The organism is Kitasatospora sp. NPDC056531 (genome assembly GCF_042794375.1).
In the GTDB taxonomy this organism is placed as follows: Bacteria; Actinomycetota; Actinomycetes; order Streptomycetales; family Streptomycetaceae; genus Kitasatospora.
The window spans coordinates 1-19,329 of the sequence record NZ_JBHTTU010000029.1 but is presented as its reverse complement, the minus strand read 5'-3'; the positions used below and the strand labels follow the sequence as shown (position 1 = coordinate 19,329).

Annotated in this window: 13 protein-coding genes; 6 read left to right on the top strand and 7 right to left on the bottom strand. The window is 73.2% G+C overall.

The features are described from left to right. Nucleotide 1: 1 nt before the first annotated feature. The 4 genes from ACFQ87_RS23385 to ACFQ87_RS23370 all read right to left on the bottom strand — a co-directional run bounded on the left by ACFQ87_RS23385 (nucleotide 2) and on the right by ACFQ87_RS23370 (nucleotide 6,502). Entirely contained in the window at nucleotides 2–1,192 is a 1,191-nt protein-coding gene (locus ACFQ87_RS23385) for an acyl-CoA dehydrogenase family protein (RefSeq protein WP_380612735.1), read from the bottom strand. A gap of 169 nt (nucleotides 1,193–1,361) precedes the next feature. Next, nucleotides 1,362–2,357, bottom strand: a complete 996-nt coding sequence (locus ACFQ87_RS23380) for a hydroxymethylglutaryl-CoA lyase (RefSeq protein WP_380612734.1) — start codon at nucleotides 2,355–2,357, stop codon at nucleotides 1,362–1,364. Continuing rightward, on the bottom strand, nucleotides 2,354–4,618 hold the full coding sequence (locus ACFQ87_RS23375; RefSeq protein WP_380612733.1) for a biotin carboxylase N-terminal domain-containing protein: 2,265 nt from the start codon (nucleotides 4,616–4,618) through the stop codon (nucleotides 2,354–2,356). The genes ACFQ87_RS23380 and ACFQ87_RS23375 overlap by 4 nt, the downstream gene beginning before the upstream one ends. Nucleotides 4,619–4,789: 171 nt before the next feature. Next, the gene (locus ACFQ87_RS23370; RefSeq protein ID WP_380612732.1) at nucleotides 4,790–6,502 is read right to left on the bottom strand and encodes a carboxyl transferase domain-containing protein; all 1,713 of its coding nucleotides are present in this window, start codon (nucleotides 6,500–6,502) and stop codon (nucleotides 4,790–4,792) included. A gap of 134 nt (nucleotides 6,503–6,636) precedes the next feature. Between ACFQ87_RS23370 and ACFQ87_RS23365 the strand changes: the two genes are divergently transcribed. Both ACFQ87_RS23365 and ACFQ87_RS23360 read left to right on the top strand, forming a co-directional pair. Continuing rightward, nucleotides 6,637–7,290: a TetR/AcrR family transcriptional regulator gene (locus ACFQ87_RS23365; protein ID WP_380612731.1), complete on the top strand. Its 654-nt coding sequence runs from the start codon at nucleotides 6,637–6,639 to the stop codon at nucleotides 7,288–7,290. A 370-nt stretch (nucleotides 7,291–7,660) separates the two neighbouring features. Then, entirely contained in the window at nucleotides 7,661–11,584 is a 3,924-nt protein-coding gene (locus ACFQ87_RS23360) for an ABC transporter ATP-binding protein (protein ID WP_380612730.1), read from the top strand. 89 nt (nucleotides 11,585–11,673) lie between these two features. Here ACFQ87_RS23360 and ACFQ87_RS23355 read toward each other — a convergent pair whose 3' ends face one another. Then, complete coding sequence (locus tag ACFQ87_RS23355) at nucleotides 11,674–12,600, bottom strand: ATP-grasp domain-containing protein (protein WP_380612729.1); 927 nt, start codon at nucleotides 12,598–12,600, stop codon at nucleotides 11,674–11,676. 143 nt (nucleotides 12,601–12,743) lie between these two features. On the opposite strand from ACFQ87_RS23355, the gene ACFQ87_RS23350 reads away from it, so the two are divergent. Beyond that, a complete protein-coding gene (locus ACFQ87_RS23350; RefSeq protein WP_380612728.1) occupies nucleotides 12,744–13,277 on the top strand; it encodes an NUDIX hydrolase in 534 nt (177 codons plus the stop codon). A gap of 23 nt (nucleotides 13,278–13,300) precedes the next feature. Here the strand turns inward: ACFQ87_RS23350 and ACFQ87_RS23345 are convergent, their stop codons facing one another. Together ACFQ87_RS23345 and ACFQ87_RS23340 are read right to left on the bottom strand one after the other, a co-directional pair. Next, nucleotides 13,301–14,545 (bottom strand): hypothetical protein, encoded by a 1,245-nt coding sequence (locus ACFQ87_RS23345; RefSeq protein ID WP_380612727.1) that lies wholly within the window; start codon nucleotides 14,543–14,545, stop codon nucleotides 13,301–13,303. A gap of 127 nt (nucleotides 14,546–14,672) precedes the next feature. After that, nucleotides 14,673–15,677 carry an ABC transporter substrate-binding protein gene (locus tag ACFQ87_RS23340; protein ID WP_380612799.1) on the bottom strand — a complete coding sequence of 335 codons (1,005 nt, stop codon included), beginning with the start codon at nucleotides 15,675–15,677 and terminating at the stop codon, nucleotides 14,673–14,675. Nucleotides 15,678–16,140: 463 nt separating this feature from the next. Between ACFQ87_RS23340 and trpS the strand changes: the two genes are divergently transcribed. The 3 genes from trpS to ACFQ87_RS23325 all read left to right on the top strand — a co-directional run bounded on the left by trpS (nucleotide 16,141) and on the right by ACFQ87_RS23325 (nucleotide 19,081). Next, the gene (gene trpS, locus ACFQ87_RS23335; protein WP_380612726.1) at nucleotides 16,141–17,190 is read left to right on the top strand and encodes a tryptophan--tRNA ligase; all 1,050 of its coding nucleotides are present in this window, start codon (nucleotides 16,141–16,143) and stop codon (nucleotides 17,188–17,190) included. A gap of 196 nt (nucleotides 17,191–17,386) precedes the next feature. Then, the gene (locus ACFQ87_RS23330; protein ID WP_380612725.1) at nucleotides 17,387–18,337 is read left to right on the top strand and encodes an LD-carboxypeptidase; all 951 of its coding nucleotides are present in this window, start codon (nucleotides 17,387–17,389) and stop codon (nucleotides 18,335–18,337) included. A gap of 69 nt (nucleotides 18,338–18,406) precedes the next feature. Continuing rightward, nucleotides 18,407–19,081: a nucleoside/nucleotide kinase family protein gene (locus tag ACFQ87_RS23325; RefSeq protein WP_380612724.1), complete on the top strand. Its 675-nt coding sequence runs from the start codon at nucleotides 18,407–18,409 to the stop codon at nucleotides 19,079–19,081. Nucleotides 19,082–19,329: the final 248 nt, after the last annotated feature.

Sequence of the window (19,329 nt, the reverse complement as noted above, 5' to 3'; positions counted from 1 at the left end):
GTCACGACGTGACGCCGAGCTCCCGGGCGATGAGCATGCGCTGAACCTCAGACGTGCCCTCCCCGATCTCGAGAATCTTGCAGTCGCGCCAGAAGCGGGCGACCGGGAATTCGTTCATGAAGCCGTACCCGCCGTGGATCTGGGTCGCCTCGCGGGCGTTGTCGACGGCGGCCTCGGACGAGTACAGCTTCGCGATCGCGGCCTCCTTCTTGAACGGTTCGCCGTGCAGCAGCCGGGAGGCGGCGTCCCGCCAGGCCAGGCGGGAGGTGTGGGCGCGCAGCTCCATGTCGGCAAGCTTGAACTGGATGGCCTGGTTGGCGCCGATCGGCCGGCCGAAGGCCCGGCGCTCGCCGGCGTACTTGACGGACTCGTCCACGCACCCCTGGGAGAGGCCGGTGGCCAGGGCCGCGATCGCGATGCGGCCCTCGTCGAGGATCCGCAGGAACTGGGCGTAGCCTCGGCCACGCTCGCCCAGCAGGTTGGCCGCGGGGACGCGGCAGTCGGTAAAGGACAATTCGCGGGTGTCGGATGCGTTCCACCCGACCTTCGAGTACTTCTTCGAGACCTGGAACCCCGGGGTCCCGGTGGGCACGATGATGGAGGAGATCTCCCGCACAGGCGAGCGGAATTCACCCTCTTCACTCGAACGAGCGATCGGTTCGGTGAGTGCGGTGACGGTGACCAGTCCGGTGATGTCGGTGCCGGAGTTGGTGATGAAGCACTTGGTCCCGTTGATGACCCACTCGTCGGTGGTCTCGTCGTACCGCGCGGTCGTGCGGGTGGCGCCGGCGTCCGACCCGCCCTCCGGCTCGGTGAGGCCGAAGGCGCCGAGGAGTTCGCCGGAGGTCAGCCGGGGCAGCCACTCGCGCTTCTGCTCCTCGGTGCCGAACCGGTAGATCGGCATCGCGCCGAGCGAGACGGCGGCCTCCAGGGTGATCGCCACCGAGGAGTCGACGCGGGCGAGTTCCTCCAGCGCGAGGCCGAGCGCGAAGTAGTCGCCACCCATGCCGCCGTACTCCTCCGGGAAGGGCAGGCCGAACAGGCCCATCCGCCCCATCTCCCGGACGATCTCGTAGGGGAACTCCTCCCGCTCGTAGAACTCGCCGATCTTCGGCGCCACCACGTCCTGGGCGAACTCGGCGACGGTGCGCCGCAGGTCCTCGTACTCGCTGCTGAGCCGGTGGTCGAGCATCTGATCCTCCTGGTGCCCGGCCGGGGTGGCCGCGGGCGTGAACGGGATGACCGCCGCCCGTCTGATGGTGTGACGGTCGCACGGTGTGGTTGAGGGACGAACGTGGTGCGTGGGGGCGCCGGCCGGGCCGAACGGTCGGCCGACGCCCGTCGATCGGGCCGGGGCGGGGTCAGCCCCGGGCGGCGCCGAGCAGCGCCTGGACGGTACGGGACGGGCTCGGGCGGCCGAGGCGCTCGGCCATCCAGCCGCTGGTCGCGACCAGCGCGCGCAGGTCGACGCCGGTCCGGATGCCGAGCCCGTGCAGCATCCACACCAGGTCCTCGGTGGCCAGGTTGCCGGTGGCGCTCTTCGCGTACGGGCAGCCGCCCAGGCCGCCGGCCGAGGCGTCCACCGTGGTGACGCCCTCGCGCAGCGCCGCCAGGGTGTTGCTGAGCGCCTGGCCGTAGGTGTCGTGGAAGTGCACCGCGAGCCGGTCGGTCGTCACGCCGGCCTTCGCGAAGCCGGTCAGCAGGGCGCTGACCTGGCCGGGGGTGGCCACGCCGATGGTGTCGCCGAGGCTCAGCTCCGCGCAGCCCATCTCCAGCAGCTGCACGCCGTACCGGACCACCTGCTCGACCGGGACGGGCCCCTCCCAGGGGTCGCCGAAGCACATCGAGAGGTAGCCGCGGACCGCGACCCCGGCCTCGGCGGCCCCGGTCACGACCGGGCGGAACATCGCCATGGCCTCGTCCGCCGAGCGGTTGAGGTTGCGCCGGGCGAAGGTCTCGGTGGCGCTGGCGAAGACCGCGATGTCGGTGGCGTGGTGGGCGAGCGCTCGGGCGAGGCCGCGCTCGTTGGGTACCAGCACCGGCAGCCGCAGGCCGGGGTGACGCTCCGGCAGGTCGGCGAGCCGGGGCATCAGCTCCTCGGCGTCGGCGAGCTGCGGTACCCATTTCGGGTGAACGAAGCTGGTGGCCTCGACGGTCCGCAGCCCCGCGGCCGCGAGCCGGGCGATGAACTCCGCCTTGACCTCGACGGGCACCAGCGAGCTCTCGTTCTGCAGGCCGTCGCGCGGGCCGACCTCGTGGATCCGGACCTCCTCGGGCAGGCCGGGGGCTCGGACCGGGTCGGGCAGGCCCAGATCGAGGGCGTCGGGGTCGTGGGCGACGGGCTCCTGGGTGGTCACGACCGCACCTCCGCGGGCTCGGCGGCCTCCTCGGCCGGGGTGACCACGACCAGCAGGTCCTCCATCGCGACGGTGGCGCCGGCGGCTGCCCGCAGCTCGGCCACCACGCCGTCGTGCGGGGCGGCGATCACGTGTTCCATCTTCATGGCCTCCAGCACGAGCAGGGGCTGGCCCTTGCGGACGGTCTCGCCCGCCGTGGTCTTCACGACGGTGACGGTGCCGGGCATCGGGGCGGTCAGGGCGCCGTGGTGCGCGCCGGCCCCGGCGGCGCTCTCGACGGCCGGGTCGTAGGCGTGCAGCGGCCAGGCGTCGCCCTCGATGCCGAGCCAGGTCACCGGTCCGGCCGCCAGGCCGGGGGTGGTGTCGGTGGCCAGCGCGAAGGCAGTCTGCAGGCCGTCGACGGTCAGGTGCAGCCGGTCGCCGGCCAGGGTGGCGCGGGCGCGGTGGACCGGCCCGGCGTCGAGCCGGAGCTCCACCTCGCGGGTGAGCCCGGAGGAATTGTCAGTGGCGTCGGCTACGTTGCCCGCAGTGATCGAACGGATGCGCACCGACACCGGGTCCTGGCCGGGGGCGCGGAGTCGGTGGGTGGTCCAGGCGGGGGCGCCGCCCAGGCGCCAGCCGGAGGGAAGGGAGAACGGGTCGGTCCAGCCGCCGGGGTCGGTGGCCGGGGTGAGTTCCAGGTGCCGTGCCAGCGCGGCCGCGTAGTACAGGAGGTGGGCCGGTGACGGCGGTTCGGTCGCCGGGGTGTCGGTTCCGTCCGCGGGGCGGGCGGCGTTCGTGGCCCCGGCCGCGGCGGTCGCGTTCGACGGGACCGCGCTCGACGGGGAGTACGGCGCGGCTAGCAGGGCCGGCTGCTGCTGGGCCGTCTGTTCCACCAGGCCGGTGTCCAGCCGGCCGGCGACGACGTCGGGGTGGGCGAGCAGTCGGCGCAGGAAGCCGGTGTTGGTGGTGACACCCAGGATGCGGGTGTCGGCCAGCGCGGCGCGGAGCCTGCGCAGTGCGGTCGGGCGATCGGGCCCGTACGCGATGACCTTGGCGAGCATGGGGTCGTAGGCGCTGGTGACGACGGTTCCGGGGGTGACCCCGGAGTCGACGCGGATGCCCTCGCCCCGGGGCTCGTCCAGGGTGAGGATGCGGCCGCCGGTGGGCAGGAAGTCGCGCTCCGGGTCCTCGGCGCAGATCCGGGCCTCGATGGCGTGGCCCAGGAAGGAGATGTCGGACTGGGTGAACGTGAGCGGTTCGCCGGCGGCTACGCGCAGCTGCCACTCGACCAGGTCGAGTCGGGCTGAGTCCGGGCCGACGGCGACGGCGAGTTCGGTGACGGGGTGTTCCACCTGGAGACGGGTGTTCATCTCCATGAAGAAGAAGTCCCGCACCCCCTCGGAGGCGGGGGCGTCAGGGTCGATGCCGGGGACGATGAACTCCACGGTGCCGGCCCCGGTGTAGCCGCAGGACTCTGCGGCGCGGACGGCCGCGGCGCCCATCGCGGCGCGGGTCTCGGCATTGAGGAGAACGGAGGGAGCCTCTTCGATCAGTTTCTGGTGGCGGCGCTGCAGGCTGCACTCGCGCTCGCCGAGGTGGACGGTGGTGCCGCGGGCGTCGGCCAGCACCTGCACCTCGATGTGGCGCGGCCGGTCGATCCAGCGCTCCAACAGCAGGGTGTCGTCGCCGAAGGCGGTGCGGGCGACGCGGCGGGCAGCGGCGATCTCGGTGGGCAGGTCGGCGCGGTCCCGCACCAGGCGCATGCCCTTGCCGCCGCCGCCGGCGGAGGGCTTGAGCAGCACGGGGTAGCCGATCTCGTCCGCGGCGGCGACGAGTTCATCGTCGGTCGGCGCGGTGGCCTGGCTGCCGGGGACCACCGGGACACCGGCGGCCCGCACGGCCTCCTTGGCGTTGATCTTGTCACCCATCAGCTCGACCGCACCGGGAGGCGGTCCGATGAAGACGAGGCCCGCGTCGGCGCACGCGCGGGCGAAGCCGGGGTTCTCGGCGAGGAAGCCGTAGCCGGGGTGGACGGCCTGGGCGCCGGTGCGGCGGGCGGCGGCGAGGATCTGGTCGGTCCGCAGGTAGGTCTCGGCGGCCGAGCTGTCGCTGCGGTCGACCGGGCCGAGGCGGACCGCGACGTCGGCCTCGCGGACGTGCGGGGCGTCGGCGTCCGCGTCGCTGAACACGGCGACCGAGCGGACACCGAGCCGCCGCAGGGTGCGGATCACCCGCAGGGCGATCTCGCCGCGGTTGGCGACCAGAACTGTGTCGAACATGGGAGGCGATCCTCCGGGTCGAGGGGAGCCGTACGAAGGAGGTGGCGGTGGGCGGTTGGGGCGCCGGCCCGGAGGGCGGGCCGGCGCCGTGGGAGTCACACCCGGAAGAGCGGGGTCACATCAGGAGGTGCATCACGAGGGTCACACCACGAAGGGGCGCCGCGCGAGGCGTCACATGCGGAAGACGCCGTACGGCGCGGGCGGCGCCAGCGGGGCGTTGGCGCAGGCGGTGAGGGCGAGGCCGACGGCGGTGCGGGTGTCCATCGGGTCGATCACACCGTCGTCCCAGAGTCGGGCGGTGGCGTAGTAGGCGTTGCCCTGGCGCTCGTACTGCTCGCGGACGGGGCGCTTGAACTCCTCCTCCGCCTCGGTCGGCCACTCCTCGCCGTGGGCCTCCAGCTGGTCGCGGCGGACGGTGGCGAGGACGGAGGCCGCCTGCTCGCCGCCCATCACGGAGATCTTGGCGCCCGGCCACATCCACAGGAAGCGAGGTGAGTAGGCCCGGCCGCACATCGAGTAGTTGCCGGCTCCGTACGAGCCGCCGATCACCACGGTCAGCTTCGGGACGCGGGTGCAGGCGACGGCGTTGACCATCTTGGCGCCGTGCTTGGCGATGCCGCCCGCCTCGTACTGCCGGCCGACCATGAAGCCGGTGATGTTCTGCAGGAAGAGGAGGGGAATGCCGCGCTGGTCGCACAACTCGATGAAGTGGGCGCCCTTGAGCGCCGACTCGGAGAACAGCACGCCGTTGTTGGCGACGATGCCGACGGGGTGGCCGTGGATCCGGGCGAAGCCGGTGACCAGGGTCGCGCCGTACTCGGCCTTGAACTCGGCGAAGCGGCTGCCGTCGACCAGTCGGGCGATCACCTCGCGCACGTCGTAGGGCGTGCGTGGGTCGACCGGGACGGCCCCGTACAGGCCCGCCGGGTCGACGGCCGGCGGCTCGACCGGAGTGAGCGGCCACGGCTTGGCCGAGCGCGGGCCGAGCCCGGACACGATGGTGCGGACGATGGAGAGCGCGTGGGCGTCGTCCTCTGCCAGGTGGTCCGTCACGCCCGAGGTGCGGGAGTGGAGGTCGCCGCCGCCCAGCTCCTCGGCGGTGACCACCTCGCCGGTGGCGGCCTTCACCAGCGGCGGCCCGCCCAGGAAGATCGTGCCCTGGTTGCGGACGATCACGGCCTGGTCGCTCATCGCCGGGACGTACGCGCCGCCGGCGGTGCAGGAGCCGAGCACGGCGGCGATCTGCGGGATGCCCGCGGCGGAGAGCCGGGCCTGGTTGTAGAAGATCCGGCCGAAGTGGTCGCGGTCCGGGAAGACCTCGTCCTGCATCGGAAGGAAGGCGCCGCCGGAGTCCACCAGGTAGACGCAGGGGAGCCGGTTCTCCAGCGCGACCTCCTGGGCGCGCAGGTGCTTCTTCACCGTCATCGGGTAGTAGGTGCCGCCCTTGACGGTGGCGTCGTTGGCGACCACCACCACCTCGCGTCCGGCGACCCGGCCGATGCCGGCGATCACCCCGGCCGCGGGCGCGGCCCCGTCGTACATCCCGTCGGCGGCCAGCGGAGCCAGCTCCAGGAAGGGCGAGGCCGGGTCGAGCAGGGTGTCCACCCGGTCGCGGGGGAGGAGCTTGCCGCGCGCCGTGTGCCGGGCGCGGGCCTTGGCGCCGCCGCCCAGGGCGGCCGCGTCGAGCTTGGCGCGGAGTTCGGCGACCAGTGCCTGGTGCGCCTCGGTGTTGGCCCGGTAGGCCGCGGAGCCCGGGTCGACGGAGGTGCCGAGCCGGGGAGCCGGAGCGGCGGCTCCCGGCGGTACGGCACCCGGTGCCGCCGCCGTGCCGTTCGCCGCGCTGAGCCGGACGCCGGAGGGGGCGCCGGTGGTTGAGATGACCATTCCCAAGAGCTCCCTTGCCCTCGGCAGCAGGTGGGCGGGCCGGATGCCGGTGCGCCCGTGGTTCCCACGTTAATTAACGTTAACTTACGTGCCCAGGTTAACGGTCGATAACCCGACTGTCTACGATGGGCAGCATGCCGAACGTCCCCGCAACCTCCGCGCTCCCACGCCGCGACCAGATCCGCCGGGAGGCCGCGCGACTGTTCGCCGCCCGCGGCTTCCTCGGCGTGGGCGTGGACGAGATCGGCAAGGCCGTCGGCATCAGCGGTCCCGGGCTCTACCGCCACTTCGCCGGCAAGGACGCGATGCTCGCCGATCTGCTGATCGGCATCAGCGAGCGCTTGCTGGAGGAGGGGCGGCGTCGGGCGGGCGGCGGCGACGGCCCGTCTGCCGCGCTGGACGCGCTGATCGGCGGCCACGTCGACTTCGCCCTGAACGACCGCGACCTGATCACCCTGCACGACCGCGAGCTGCTGAACCTCAAGGAGGAGGACCGTCGCACCGTTCGACGGCTGCAGCGCGGCTACGTCGAGCTGTGGGTGGACGTGGTCCGGCAGGCCTACCCGCCGCTCGCCGACCCCAACGCCGAGCCGGTGGCGCGGGCCGCCGTGCACGCGGTCTTCGGCCTGATCAACTCGACCCCGCACAGCCTCGGCCCGAACCCGGCCCAGGGTGAGCGCACCGGCCTGCAGCGCGACGGCATGGCCGCACTGCTGCACGCCCTCGCCCACGGAGCCTTCGCGGCCGCCGCCGACTCGGCGGCTGCCGACGCGTCCGGGCGGGCCTGACACCCGGGCGGGCCCGGTGTTCGAGTGTCAGGCGTCCGAGCGCCCCGGCGTCTGACCGCTCCAGCGCCGGAGCGGTCCGGCCTTCGGGGCTCGGGCGTCGAAGCGCGCCGCCCGCTCCCGGCTCTAGGTCCAAAGGGCGGTGCCCGCCCACCCCTGGGGCGCTGGGCGCCCGCCGGGCCGTCGGCGACCCTGGAGGGGTGACGGACTCACGGACCGCAACTCTGTTCGGTCGGGAATCAGCGCAGGCCGCAGGCTGTTGCCCAGTCCGCCGGACCGGACGATCCGGGCCGCCCCGGCGCCCGCCCCGATCGCCCCGCGCGGCCGGAAATGCCATGGCGGCCACCCGACGAAATGGTTAGCATCCCTAAATATGCCCGAGACTCACGGATCCACGGTGGAGCAATCCCCGAGCGGCCCGGCGGCCCCCGAGCCGCCCACGGACACGCTCGTCGAGCAACAGCCCGAGCCGCACCCTGACGCGCCCACCGAGACCAGCGGCTGGCTGCGCCGACTGATCGGCTACAGCTGGCGGTCCCGGCGCAGCCTCCTGCTCGCCTTCGGCGCCTCGCTCCTCGGCATGGCCGTCACCGCGCTGGTGCCGCTGGTCACCAAGCTGATCATCGATGACGTCATCGTCGCCCACACCCGCTCGCTGACCCCGTGGGCGGTGGTGCTGCTGCTCGCCGCCGTCGTGGTCTTCGGCTGCACCCAGGTCCGTCGCTACTACGGCGGTCAGCTCGCCCTCGATGTCCAGCACGACATGCGCAGCGACCTGTTCCGCTCGCTCGGTCGGCTCGACGGCCACCGCCAGGACCGCCTGGACACCGGCCAGGTGGTCGGGCGCGCGACCTCCGACCTCCAGCTGATCAACGGCCTGCTCTCGATGGTGCCGATGATGACCGGCTACCTGCTGATGTTCGTCATGTCGCTGGCCGTGATGCTCTCGCTGTCAGCGCCGCTCACCCTGATCGCCCTGGTCATGGCACCCGCGCTGTGGTGGGTCAGCGTGCTCAGCCGCAAGCGCCTGTTCCCCGCCACCTGGGCCGCCCAGCAGGAGGCGGCCGCCGTCGCGGGCGTGGTGGACGGCGCGATAGGCGGCGTCCGGGTGGTCAAGGGCTTCGGCCAGGAGGCGCAGGAGCGGGACAAGCTGGAGCAGGCCTCCCACAACCTGTTCGCCGCCCGGCTCCGGTCGATTCGCCTCAACGCGCGCTACAACCCGGCGATGCAGGCGATCCCGGCCCTCGCCCAGGTCGCGGTGCTGGCCTTCGGCGGTTGGCTGGCCGTCGACGGACAGGTCACGCTCGGAACCTTCGTCGCCTTCTCCACCTACGTCGCGCAGATGACCGGCCCGGTGCGGATGCTGACCATGGTCATCACGGTCGGCCAGCAGGCCCGGGCGGGCGTCGAGCGCGTCCTGCAGCTGATCGACGAGCGCCCGTTGGTCCAGGAACGCCCGGACGCCCTCACCCTGGACCTCACCCGCGACAGCACCCCGGACACCAGCCCCGAGCGGACCGGAGAGGCCGGGAACCCGACCGGTACCACCGTCGGCCCGCGCACCTCCGAGGTCGCCCTGGAGTTCGACCAGGTCGAGTTCCGCTACGACCCCGAGCACCCCGCCCCCGTACTGCACGGCCTCAGCCTGCAGCTGGCCCCCGGCGAGACCCTCGCCCTGGTCGGCGCCTCCGGCTCCGGCAAGTCGACGGTGGCCCAGCTGGTGCCCCGCTTCTACGACCCGGCCGCGGGCGCCGTCCGCCTCTACGGCCACGACCTGCGCGACCTCACCCTGGACTCGGTCCGCGCGGCGGTCGGCATCGTCCCCGAGGAGAGCTTCCTCTTCTCGGAGTCGGTCCGCACCAACATCGCGTACGGCCGCCCGGACGCCACCGACGAGCAGATCGTCGCCGCCGCCCGCGCCGCCCAGGCCGACGAGTTCGTGCGCGCACTGCCGGACGGCTACGAGACCAAGGTCGGCGAGCAGGGGCTGACCCTCTCCGGCGGCCAGCGCCAGCGCATCGCCCTGGCCCGGGCGATCCTCACCGACCCCCGGATCCTGCTGCTGGACGACGCCACCTCGGCGGTGGACCCGCAGGTCGAGGCCGAGATCCACGATGCGCTGCGCTCGGTGATGGCCGGCCGCACCACCCTGCTGATCGCCCACCGCCGCTCGACCCTCCAGCTCGCCGACCGGATCGCCGTCCTGGACCGCGGCCGGCTGCTGGACATCGGTACCCACGAGGAACTCGAAGCCCGATGTCCCCAGTACCGGGCCCTGATCACCGACCCCGAGGCCGGCCGCACCCCCCAGCCCGAGCCCGACCAGGCCGACCACGCTGAACAGGACGGTCGGAACGCGCAGGGCGGGCAGAGCGGCCCGGTCGAGCAGCCCCCCGCTCCCGTGACCGCCGCCACCCCCGCCCTGGCCAAGGCGGCCCGCACCGCCGACCCCGACCTGATGGCCAAGGTCGCCGCCCTCCCGCCGGCCGCCGACACCCCCGCCGTCCCCCGCGCCGAGGCAGAGGCCGGCGACCCCGACTTCACCCTCGGCCGCCTGCTGCGCCCCTTCCGCGCCCCGCTGGCCCTGGCCTTCCTGCTGGTCGCCCTGGACGCGGCCGCCGGTCTGGTGCTGCCGGTGCTGATCCGGCACGGTATCGACGAGGGCGTCCGCAAGGGCCTGATGGCCGGCGTCGCGGTGGCCGCGATCACCGCGCTGGTCGTGGTCCTGCTGGACTGGGTGGTGCAGAGCGCCGAGAACCGGGTCAGCGGCCGCACCGGCGAGCGCGTGCTCTACACCCTCCGGCTCAAGATCTTCGCCCACCTCAACCGGCTCGGCCTGGACTACTACGAACGCGAGCTGACCGGCCGGATCATGACCCGGATGACCACCGACCTGGACTCGCTGACGTCCTTCCTGCAGACCGGCATGGTCACCGCCGTGGTCAGCCTGCTGACCTTCGCCGGGATCTTCGTCGCCCTGCTGATCATCGACGCCGGCCTGGCCCTGGTGGTCTTCGCCGTGCTGCCGCTGCTGGTGATCGCCACCCTGGTGTTCCGCAAGAAGTCCAAGGACCAGTACGAGCGCTCCCGCGACCTGATCAGCACGGTCAACGCCGACCTGCAGGAGAACGTGGCCGGCATGCGGATCGTCCAGGCCTTCCGCCGACTGGACACCAACACCGACCGTTTCGTGGCCCGAGGCATCGCCTACCGCGAGGCCAGGGTCCGCGCACAGTTCTACATCTCGCTGTACTTCCCGTTCGTCCAGTTCCTCTCCAGCGTGGCCGCCGCCCTGGTGCTGATCGTCGGCGCCGCCCGGGTCGACGCCGGGACGCTGACGGTCGGCGCGCTGGTCGCGTACCTGCTCTACATCGACCTGTTCTTCGCCCCGGTCAACCAGCTGTCCCAGGTGTTCGACGGCTACCAGCAGGCCTCGGTGGGCCTCGGTCGGATCCGCGAGCTGCTGCGCACCCCGACCACCACCGCCGAGGCGGCCGACCCGGTCCCGGTGCCCAAGGGGCTGCGCGGCGAGATCTCCTTCGAGGGCGTCGGTTTCGCCTACAACGGCGGCGCGGACGGTGCCCCGGAGGTGCTGAGCGGCGTGGACCTGCACGTGCCCGCCGGTCAGACGGTGGCGCTGGTCGGTGAGACCGGCGCCGGCAAGTCGACGCTGGTCAAGCTGGTCGCCCGGTTCTACGACGCGACGGCCGGCACCGTCCGGGTGGACGGTGTCGACCTCACCCGCTACGACCTGGCGCAGTACCGCCATCGTCTGGGCGTGGTGCCGCAGGAGGCGTACCTGTTCGCGGGCACGGTCCGGGAGGCGATCGCGTACGGCCGGCCGGACGCCTCGGCGGCCGAGGTGGAGGCGGCGGCTCGGGCGGTCGGCGCGCACGACATGATCGTCCGGCTGTCGGGCGGCTACGACCACGAGGTCGCAGGCCGTGGGCGGAACCTTTCGGCGGGCCAGCGCCAGCTGATCGCCCTGGCCCGGGCCGAACTGGTCGATCCGGACATCCTGCTGCTGGACGAGGCGACCGCGGCGCTCGACCTGGCCACCGAGGCAGCGGTCAACCAGGCCGCCGACCGGCTCAGCGGCGGTCGCACCACCCTGGTCATCGCGCACCGCCTGACCACCGCCGAGCGCGCCGACCGGGTGGTCGTGCTGGACCACGGCAGGGTGGTCGAGGACGGCACCCACACCGAACTGCTCGCCCGAGGAGGCGCGTACGCCCGGCTCTGGCAGGCGTTCATCGCGGACGGCCACCCGGCGGCCGAGGCGCTCGCCGCCGGGTAGGCCGTCGAGCCTCGACCGAAAGCCGCCCGGACCCGAAGCGGTTCGAACCGAAAGCAGTTCGAACCGAAAGTCGTCCGACGGCGAAGCCGTCAGGCGGCGATCAGCGAGGCCAGCAGCCCCGAGGCGTCGATCCCCCGCGGCAGGTCGCTGACCTGCCCGTCCCCGACCTCGACCACCCGCCAGCCGGAGCCGTCGGCCCGGCTGGCGAGGTCGGTGGTGACGAAGCGGCAGCCGAGTCTGCGCACCAGCGCGGGAACGTCGGTCAGGTCGGGCTCGACCTCCTGGTGCGGGGCGTCCGGGTGCGGCCCGACCAGGATCGGCCGGCCGTCCAGCCACCACACCCGGGCCTCCACGGCCCGCCGGTCCGCGCCGTCCGACCCGCCGTCCGCCTGACCCGCCCCGCCGCCCGCGCGCTCGAACTCCTCGTACCGCCGCAGCACCACCCCGCCGGTCAGGAACTCGCCCTGCAGCTCGACGAACCGCCCGACCACCCGGCCGACGGCTACCAGGTCGGCCAGCTCCGGCACGTAGCAGGCCTCGTCCCATTCGTGCTTGCGCGACTTCACATAGTCCTTGACGATCGCCGGTCCGCTCCCGCCGAGCCGGGCCGCGGCCGCCGCCAGTTCCGCCGGCCCGGGCGCCGCCGCCCCGGCGGTCGGGATCCAGACGCTGGGCGGGGTCGCCCCCTCGAACGCTCCGTACCAGCCGGGCAGTTCGTGTGCCGCCGCGTAACCGGGCGCGCTGGTCAGCGGGTTGCCGCCGCGGGCGGTGAGTGCGGTGGCGAACTCGGCGTACCGGGCGGAGGGGAGCATCCAACCCCGGTACCAGAGCGGGCCGCTGTCGTGGGGCACCCGCCGGACCGCCTCCTCGGCGTGCCCGGCGAGCAGCGCGTCGTGGTCGACCAGGTGGTGCTCGCCGCCCAGCTCCCGCAGCACCCTGGCCTCCCAGGTGAAGTGCGGGTCGGGCCGGCGCGGGTTGAGCGGATCGGCGGGGAAGAGGATCGCGGGTACGGACATGGCGGTCAGAGTACGGCCGGCGGGCCGGCCCCGACGCGCGCCTCGACGCCCGATCGGCGCAGGGCGCGGTCCAGCGGTTCAAGTGCTTGGCCACGCCGGTGAATTCGCTCGACGCCCTGGTCGAGCGCTGTCAGAGTGTCCCGATGCGAAATCTGCTGCGACCCCGCAAACGCGTTCCCCGGCAGGCCGCCCGGACGGTGGTGCTGGACGAGACCGGCTCGGTGTTCCTGCTCCGTTCGGACAACGACGAGGTCGGCGTCCACTGGACCATGCCGGGTGGTGGACTGGAGCGGGGCGAGAGCCCGTTGGTCGGTGCCCGGCGCGAGCTGTGGGAGGAGACCGGCTGGACCGACCTCGAACCCGGCCCGTTGCTCTGCACCTGGGAGCACGACTTCACCTGGCACGGCACCCCGGTTCGCCAGCACGAGCACATCTACCTCACCAGCGGACCGCACCGCGGCCCGGCCGGCGACGTCAGCGCGGTGCACGCCGAGGACCGGATCCTCGGCTGGCGCTGGTGGACCCCGGCCGACCTCGCCGACGAGAACGCCGACGCGCTCTGGCCGCCCCGGCTCCCGGAGTTGCTGGAGACGGTCCGCGGGGGCTGGGCGGTCGACGGACTCCCCCCGGTACCCGTCGACCTCGGCTACATCCCGAACGCCCCGGCCGCCCGGTAGCCCGACCAGGCTGGCGGGCGCCGCTACCCGCGCCCGCCGCGCCGCCCCCGCCCGGCGGCAGGACCGGGCTCCCAGCCGTGCAGGTCCAGCTCCCGGTCGTGCAAGGCCCAGGGGTTCATCATCACCGTCAGCTGGGCGTCGGCCAGTTGTTCGACGGTGAGCCCGGTCTCGGCGAGCAGCTGCTCGGTCGACACCGAGACGGCGATGGCGGGACGCCAGGAGGGCAGCACGACCAGGCTGGTGCCGCGTCCGACCCGGATCGGCTCCGCCGCCGCCCGGACCGGCGTCCGTTCCTCCGAGCGGCCGACGGCGTCGGGCTGGCCCGGGCTGCCGCCGATCAGGATGCCGAGCAGCGGTTCGGTCCGGGGCACCCCGGCCCCCGTCCCGGTTCCGGTCCGGGCTCCGGACGAAGCCCCGAACGAAGCGTCGGAGGAAGCACCGGACGAAGCCCCGAACGGGGCTCTGAACGCGCTCCCCACCGCAACGGCCGGAGGCGTGTGATCGCCCACCGTCCCCGTTGTACCGGTCAGTTCACCTACCCACCCCGCACCGCGCGGCTCGGCGCCCGCCGGGTCGGTCGCGGCCGTCTCCCGTGCGGCCGCCTCCTGCCCGGTCCGGTTGCCCTGCGGGTGCATCCGGCGCAGTCGGCGTGAGGGCGACGGTCGGCGGGAGCCGAAGCTCCGCACCTCCTCGCGGACCGAACGCGGGGCGGGCGCGGGCTGGTTGGCCTCCGCGGGCGTCGCCGGCTGCTGGAGCCGTACGAACCCCGGCCCGGTGTCGCCCGCAGGGTCGCCCTGCTCGGTGGGGTCCTCCCGGGCCTCCGCGCCGAGCAGTGCTCGCACCTCCTCGACGGGCCGTCGGCAGGCGGCCGCCAGCTCGGTCAGCGAGCGCCCCTCGGCGCGCGCGGCCCGCAGCCGGTCGGCGAAGGCGGCCCGCAGCCGCGCCGTCGTCGGATCGCCTTCCGCCGCGGCCGGGGCGGCGGTCGCGGCGAGGTACGCCTCGGTGTCCTCGTTGGTGCGCGGCCGCGGCACCGAGTCGTGGCGGGCGGCGTAGCCCTGCCGGGTCGCGCCGGCCGAGGCCGCGCCACCCTCGGCCGCCGTGGCGATCGAGCAGATCAGCGTGGAAAGCGCGTCCGGCACGGACGTTGCGGCCGGAGCGGCCCAGGCAGTCGTGCCGGTCGGTACGGCGACCGGAGGTGAGGAGTCGGCGCTGTCCGCGGGCGGGCCGGGCAGGGCGGGATCGGTGGCGGTGGGATGGTGCGAGGTCATCGGCGGGCCCTTCGGGGGACGGTCTTGACGATCCTCCCGCACCGCGGGACCAGCTCCAAGCGTCATTCCCGGGAGTGTGCGCGCGACCACCGAGAGATCACCGCCGCCCCCTACCGGGCGTATCGGCTCAACTGCCGGGCGCGACGAAACCCTTGAGGTCGGTGAGTACCGCGTTGGCCGCCGTGACGCCGAGCCCGAGGAACCAGGTCTCGTCCGAAACCGGCCGGGCCTGACCGGACTTGACCGCGCCGAGAGTCTTCCAGAGCGCGCCGCCGAGCACCACGTCCTGGTTGGTCGAGCCGGGGCTGCCGTATACGCCGTAGAAGATCCAGTCGGCGTCGGCCTTGTCGATCCGCTCCGGGCTGACCTCCACCGCGAGTTCCTTGACCTGCTCGATCTTCGGCTGCGGCAGCGAAACGTCGGTCAGGATGGTGCCGATGAAGGACAGCTCGGCGTAGAGCCTGGTGCGGCCCGGCATGAAGCGCAGCGGCGTGATGGTGGGCCGCTTGTCGCCGAGCTTGGCGCCGATCGCGGCGGCGGCCGCCCGGTACTCGTCGAGCTGCGCCTCGGCATCGGCCTCCAGACCGAACGGGCTGGCGTTGAGCAGGAAGTTCTGCTTCCAGGGGTAGCCGGGGCGCAGCGAGAAGACGGTCGGCGCGATCTTGGACAGCTGCGCGTACTGGTCCTGGGCGCGCAGCTGGCTGCCGAGGATCAGGTCGGGCTTGAGCACGGCGATCGCCTCCAGATTGAGGCTGTTGATGGTGCCGACGGCGGCGGGGTTACCGGCCTTGTCCTTGAGGTAGGGCGGCAGGGACTTGGAGGCGTCGGTGTGGACGACACCGACCGGCTGGATGCCGAGCGAGACGACGTTGTCCAGCTCGCCGGTGTCCAGCACCACGACCCGGGTGGGCTTGGCGGGGATGACGGTCTCGCCCATCGCGTGCTTGACGGTGCGCGGGTAGACGCCGGGGGCGGCGTCGGTGCCGAAGCCCTTCATCCTCTCGATCACGGTGGCGTAGTCGTCGCCGCCCTGCTTGACCGACTTCTGGTCCGGCGACGCGCCGCCGCCCGAGCTCGCGCCCCTGCCGCCGGTCCCGCCCGATCCGCCGGAGCTGCCGCAGGCGGTGAGCAGCCCGCCGAGGCCGAGTACGGCGGTGCCGGTGACCCCGGCGGTGAGGAAGTGGCGGCGGGTGGGGGCGCGGGGGACGAGAGTCGGGCCGTCGGAGTCGGGGGCCACGCGACGCTCCTTCACGGGTCGGGACAGGGCGGTAAAAGTTAGGTGAGGCAAACCTATCTCGGTGCTCGCGTGGCCTCCAGTCGAAGGAGCTTGCCAGGGGAGTCAAAAGTCGTCGTGCCGGCAGAGGCCGGTGCCGTCGGGGGCTGATACCGGCAAAGGTCGGCGCCGCCGAGGAAGTGCCGCTATCGTTCAACGCATGAAGCGCTTCACGGGCTTGTGCTGGTGGCCGTCCTAGGACGGCCACCTCATTCGCCTGACCAGGGCCGTCCGGGATGGACGGCCCTGCTGCGTTTCCCCCGCGGGACGGGCCCCTCGCCCCGGACGGCCGACACCACCGCCGTACCGAGGGAGAACCCCGATGACCACCGCCACCGCCACCATGTCCGACCTGACCGCCTCGGGCCCGATCGCCGACCCGGCCGCCCACCGCGTCCTCACCGGTGACCGCCCCACCGGCCCGCTCCACCTCGGCCACTACTTCGGCACCCTGCAGAACCGCGTCCGCCTCCAGGACCGGGGTGTCGAGATGTTCGTGCTGGTCGCCGACTACCAAGTCATCACCGACCGCGACCTCGCCGACCGGCTCGCCGAGCACACCGAGAACCTCGTCCTCGACTACCTCGCGGCCGGCCTCGATCCCGACCGCGCCACGATCTTCGCGCACAGCGCCGTCCCCGCCCTCAACCAGCTGCTGCTGCCCTTCCTCAGCCTGGTCAGCGTCGCCGAACTGAGCCGCAACCCCACCGTCAAGGACGAGATCGCCCACTCCAGCCAGGCAGCCGTCAACGGACTGATGTTCACCTACCCCGTCCACCAGGCCGCCGACATCCTGTTCTGCAAAGCCGACCTCGTCCCGGTCGGCCAGGACCAGCTGCCCCACCTCGAAGTCGCCCGCACCATCGCCCGCCGCTTCAACGAGCGCTACCCGCACGCCGACGGCAGCGCCGTCTTCCCCCAGCCCAGGGCGCTGCTCTCCGACGCCCCGATGCTGCTCGGCACCGACGGCGGCAAGATGAGCAAGAGCCGCGGCAACGCCGTCTCCCTCGGCGCCACCGAGGACGAGACCGCCCGGATCATCCGCGGCGCCAAGACCGACGCCGAACGCCGCATCAGCTACGACCCGGCGAACCGCCCCGAGGTGTCCGGCCTGGTCCTGCTCGCCGCACTCTGCCAGGAGCGTGCCCCCGAGGCGATCGCCGAGGAGATCGGCGACGGCGGCGGCGCCGCGCTCAAGCGCACCGTCACCGAGTCGGTCAACGAGTACTTCCGCCCGCTGCGTGCCCGCCGCGCCGAACTCGCCGCCGACCGCGGCCACCTGCGGCAGGTCCTGCGCGACGGCGCCGCGCGGGCCAACGCCATCGCCGATGCCACCCTCGCCGAGGTCCGGGAGGTGATGGGGGCGATCTGAAGAGCCATCAGCCAGCCGGTCCGGGGCCACCCGACCCGAGGAGTCCCCGACCCGGGCAGTCCCCGACCTGCGGAGTCCTCGGACCGTCGACCGGTGGACATCGGCCGGTCAAGGCGGGGGCATATCGTCACCGGGCGGCCTCGACCACACCCCGAGGCCGCCCGCAGCCCCACTCCTTCCCCGAAAGGCCAGGTCCATGGACCAGAACTCGACCACGCCCGGCCAGGGACTGACCCGCCCGCCGCACCTGCGCCCCGGCGACCACATCGTCGTCGTCGCCCCCAGCGGCCCGATCGACCCCGCGCGACTCACCGCCGGCTGCGAGATCCTGCGCTCCTGGGGCCTGCGCGTCACCGTCGCCCCGCACGTCCTCGACACCCACCCCGCCCTCGGCTATCTCGCCGGCACGGACGCCGACCGCGCCGCCGACCTCCAGGGCGCCTGGCTCGACCCCACCGTGGATGCCGTCATCTGCGCCCGCGGCGGCTACGGCGTCCACCGCATCGTCGACCTGATCGACTGGACCGCGATGCGCGCGGCCCGACCCAAGCCCTTCATCGGCTTCAGCGACGTCAGCTCCCTGCACGAGGCCTTCGCCCAGCGCCTCGGCCTCGCCACCCTGTACGGGCCGTTGGCCGCCGCCGCCTCCTTCGTGGACGACGGCCCCACCGCCGAACACCTGCGCCGGACCCTCTTCGACCCGGCCTCCACCACCGTCCTCACCTCGCCCACCGCCACCGCGCTCGTCCCCGGCCGCGCCCGCGGCGTCATCGCCGGAGGATGCGTCCACGTCCTCGCCGCCGAGCGCGGCACGTCCGCCGCCCGCCCCTCCTACGCGGGCAGCATCCTGATCCTCGAAGACGTGAACGAGCACCCGTACCAGCTCGACCGCCTGCTCACCCAGTTCCTCCGCTCCGGTGCCCTCGACGGCGTGGCCGGCATAGCCCTCGGCTCCTGGGAGGGCTGCGGACGCCCCGAACGCGTCCGGGACGTGATGCTCGACCGCCTCGGCGGCCTCGGCGTGCCGGTGATCTGGGAACTGGGCTTCGGCCACTGCCCGTCCACCCTCACCGTCCCGCTCGGCGTCCCCGCCCTGCTCGACGCCGACGCCGGCACCCTCACACTGGATCTGCCGGCCCTGTCCTGAGCCGCCCTCTTCTCGACCGTCCCCTCCTCGACCGTCCGTCGGACCCGGACAGGTGAGTAGGGTGCGGCCATGAACGAGGACCGCCTCACCGCCCTTGCCCTCGGATTCCTCCGCGGCCCGGGCAGCAACGCCCGCACGATCCTCGGACTTGCCGGCCCGCCCGGCGCCGGCAAGTCCACCCTGGCTCGCCACCTGGTCGCCGAGGTCGAACGCGTAGAAGGCCCCGGCACCGCCGCGTACGTCCCGCTCGACGGCTTCCACCTCTCCGCCATCCAGCTGGACCGCCTCGGCCTGACCCACCGCAAGGGCGCCCCGGCCACCTTCGACGCCCACGGCTACCTCGCCCTGTTGCGTCGCATCGCCGCCGACCGGTTCCAGGACATTTACGCCCCCGACTTCGACCGCACCCTGGACGAGCCGGTCGCCGCCCGTCACATCGTGCGTCCGCGCACCCGCCTGGTCATCACCGAGGGCAACTACCTCGCCTCCGCCGACACCCCCTGGCCGGACGCCCGCCGGCTGCTGCGGGAGCTCTGGTACGTCCACACCGACGACGCCGTCCGCGAGGAGCGACTGCTGCGCCGCCACCGCGACGGCGGCCGGGACGAGGCCACCGCCCGCCAGTGGGTCGTCGGCAATGACCATCCCAATGGCGAGTACGTGAAGCCGGACCGTGTGCTCTGCACCCGGACCGTCCCCGGGAGCGGTTTGCCTGAGGCGCCCGAGAGGGGTAGTGTTCTCTAGTCGCTCGGCAGGGAGCACCGGACACGCATTTGCGCGGACGGTCCCGGGGCGGCCACTCCTCTGAAACACCACTTCCGGTTCGTGCCGGTCGTTTCGCGTTGTCGCGGTGCGGCTCGGTGCTTATTCGGTGTGCGCGTTTAATTGGGTTGCGGTCGATTCGCTTTTCGGAGCGGGGATCGGCTAGAGTTTGAAACGTCGGACGGGGCGTCAAACCCCGGAAGACACCGGCGAGTTGGATGAACGAAGCC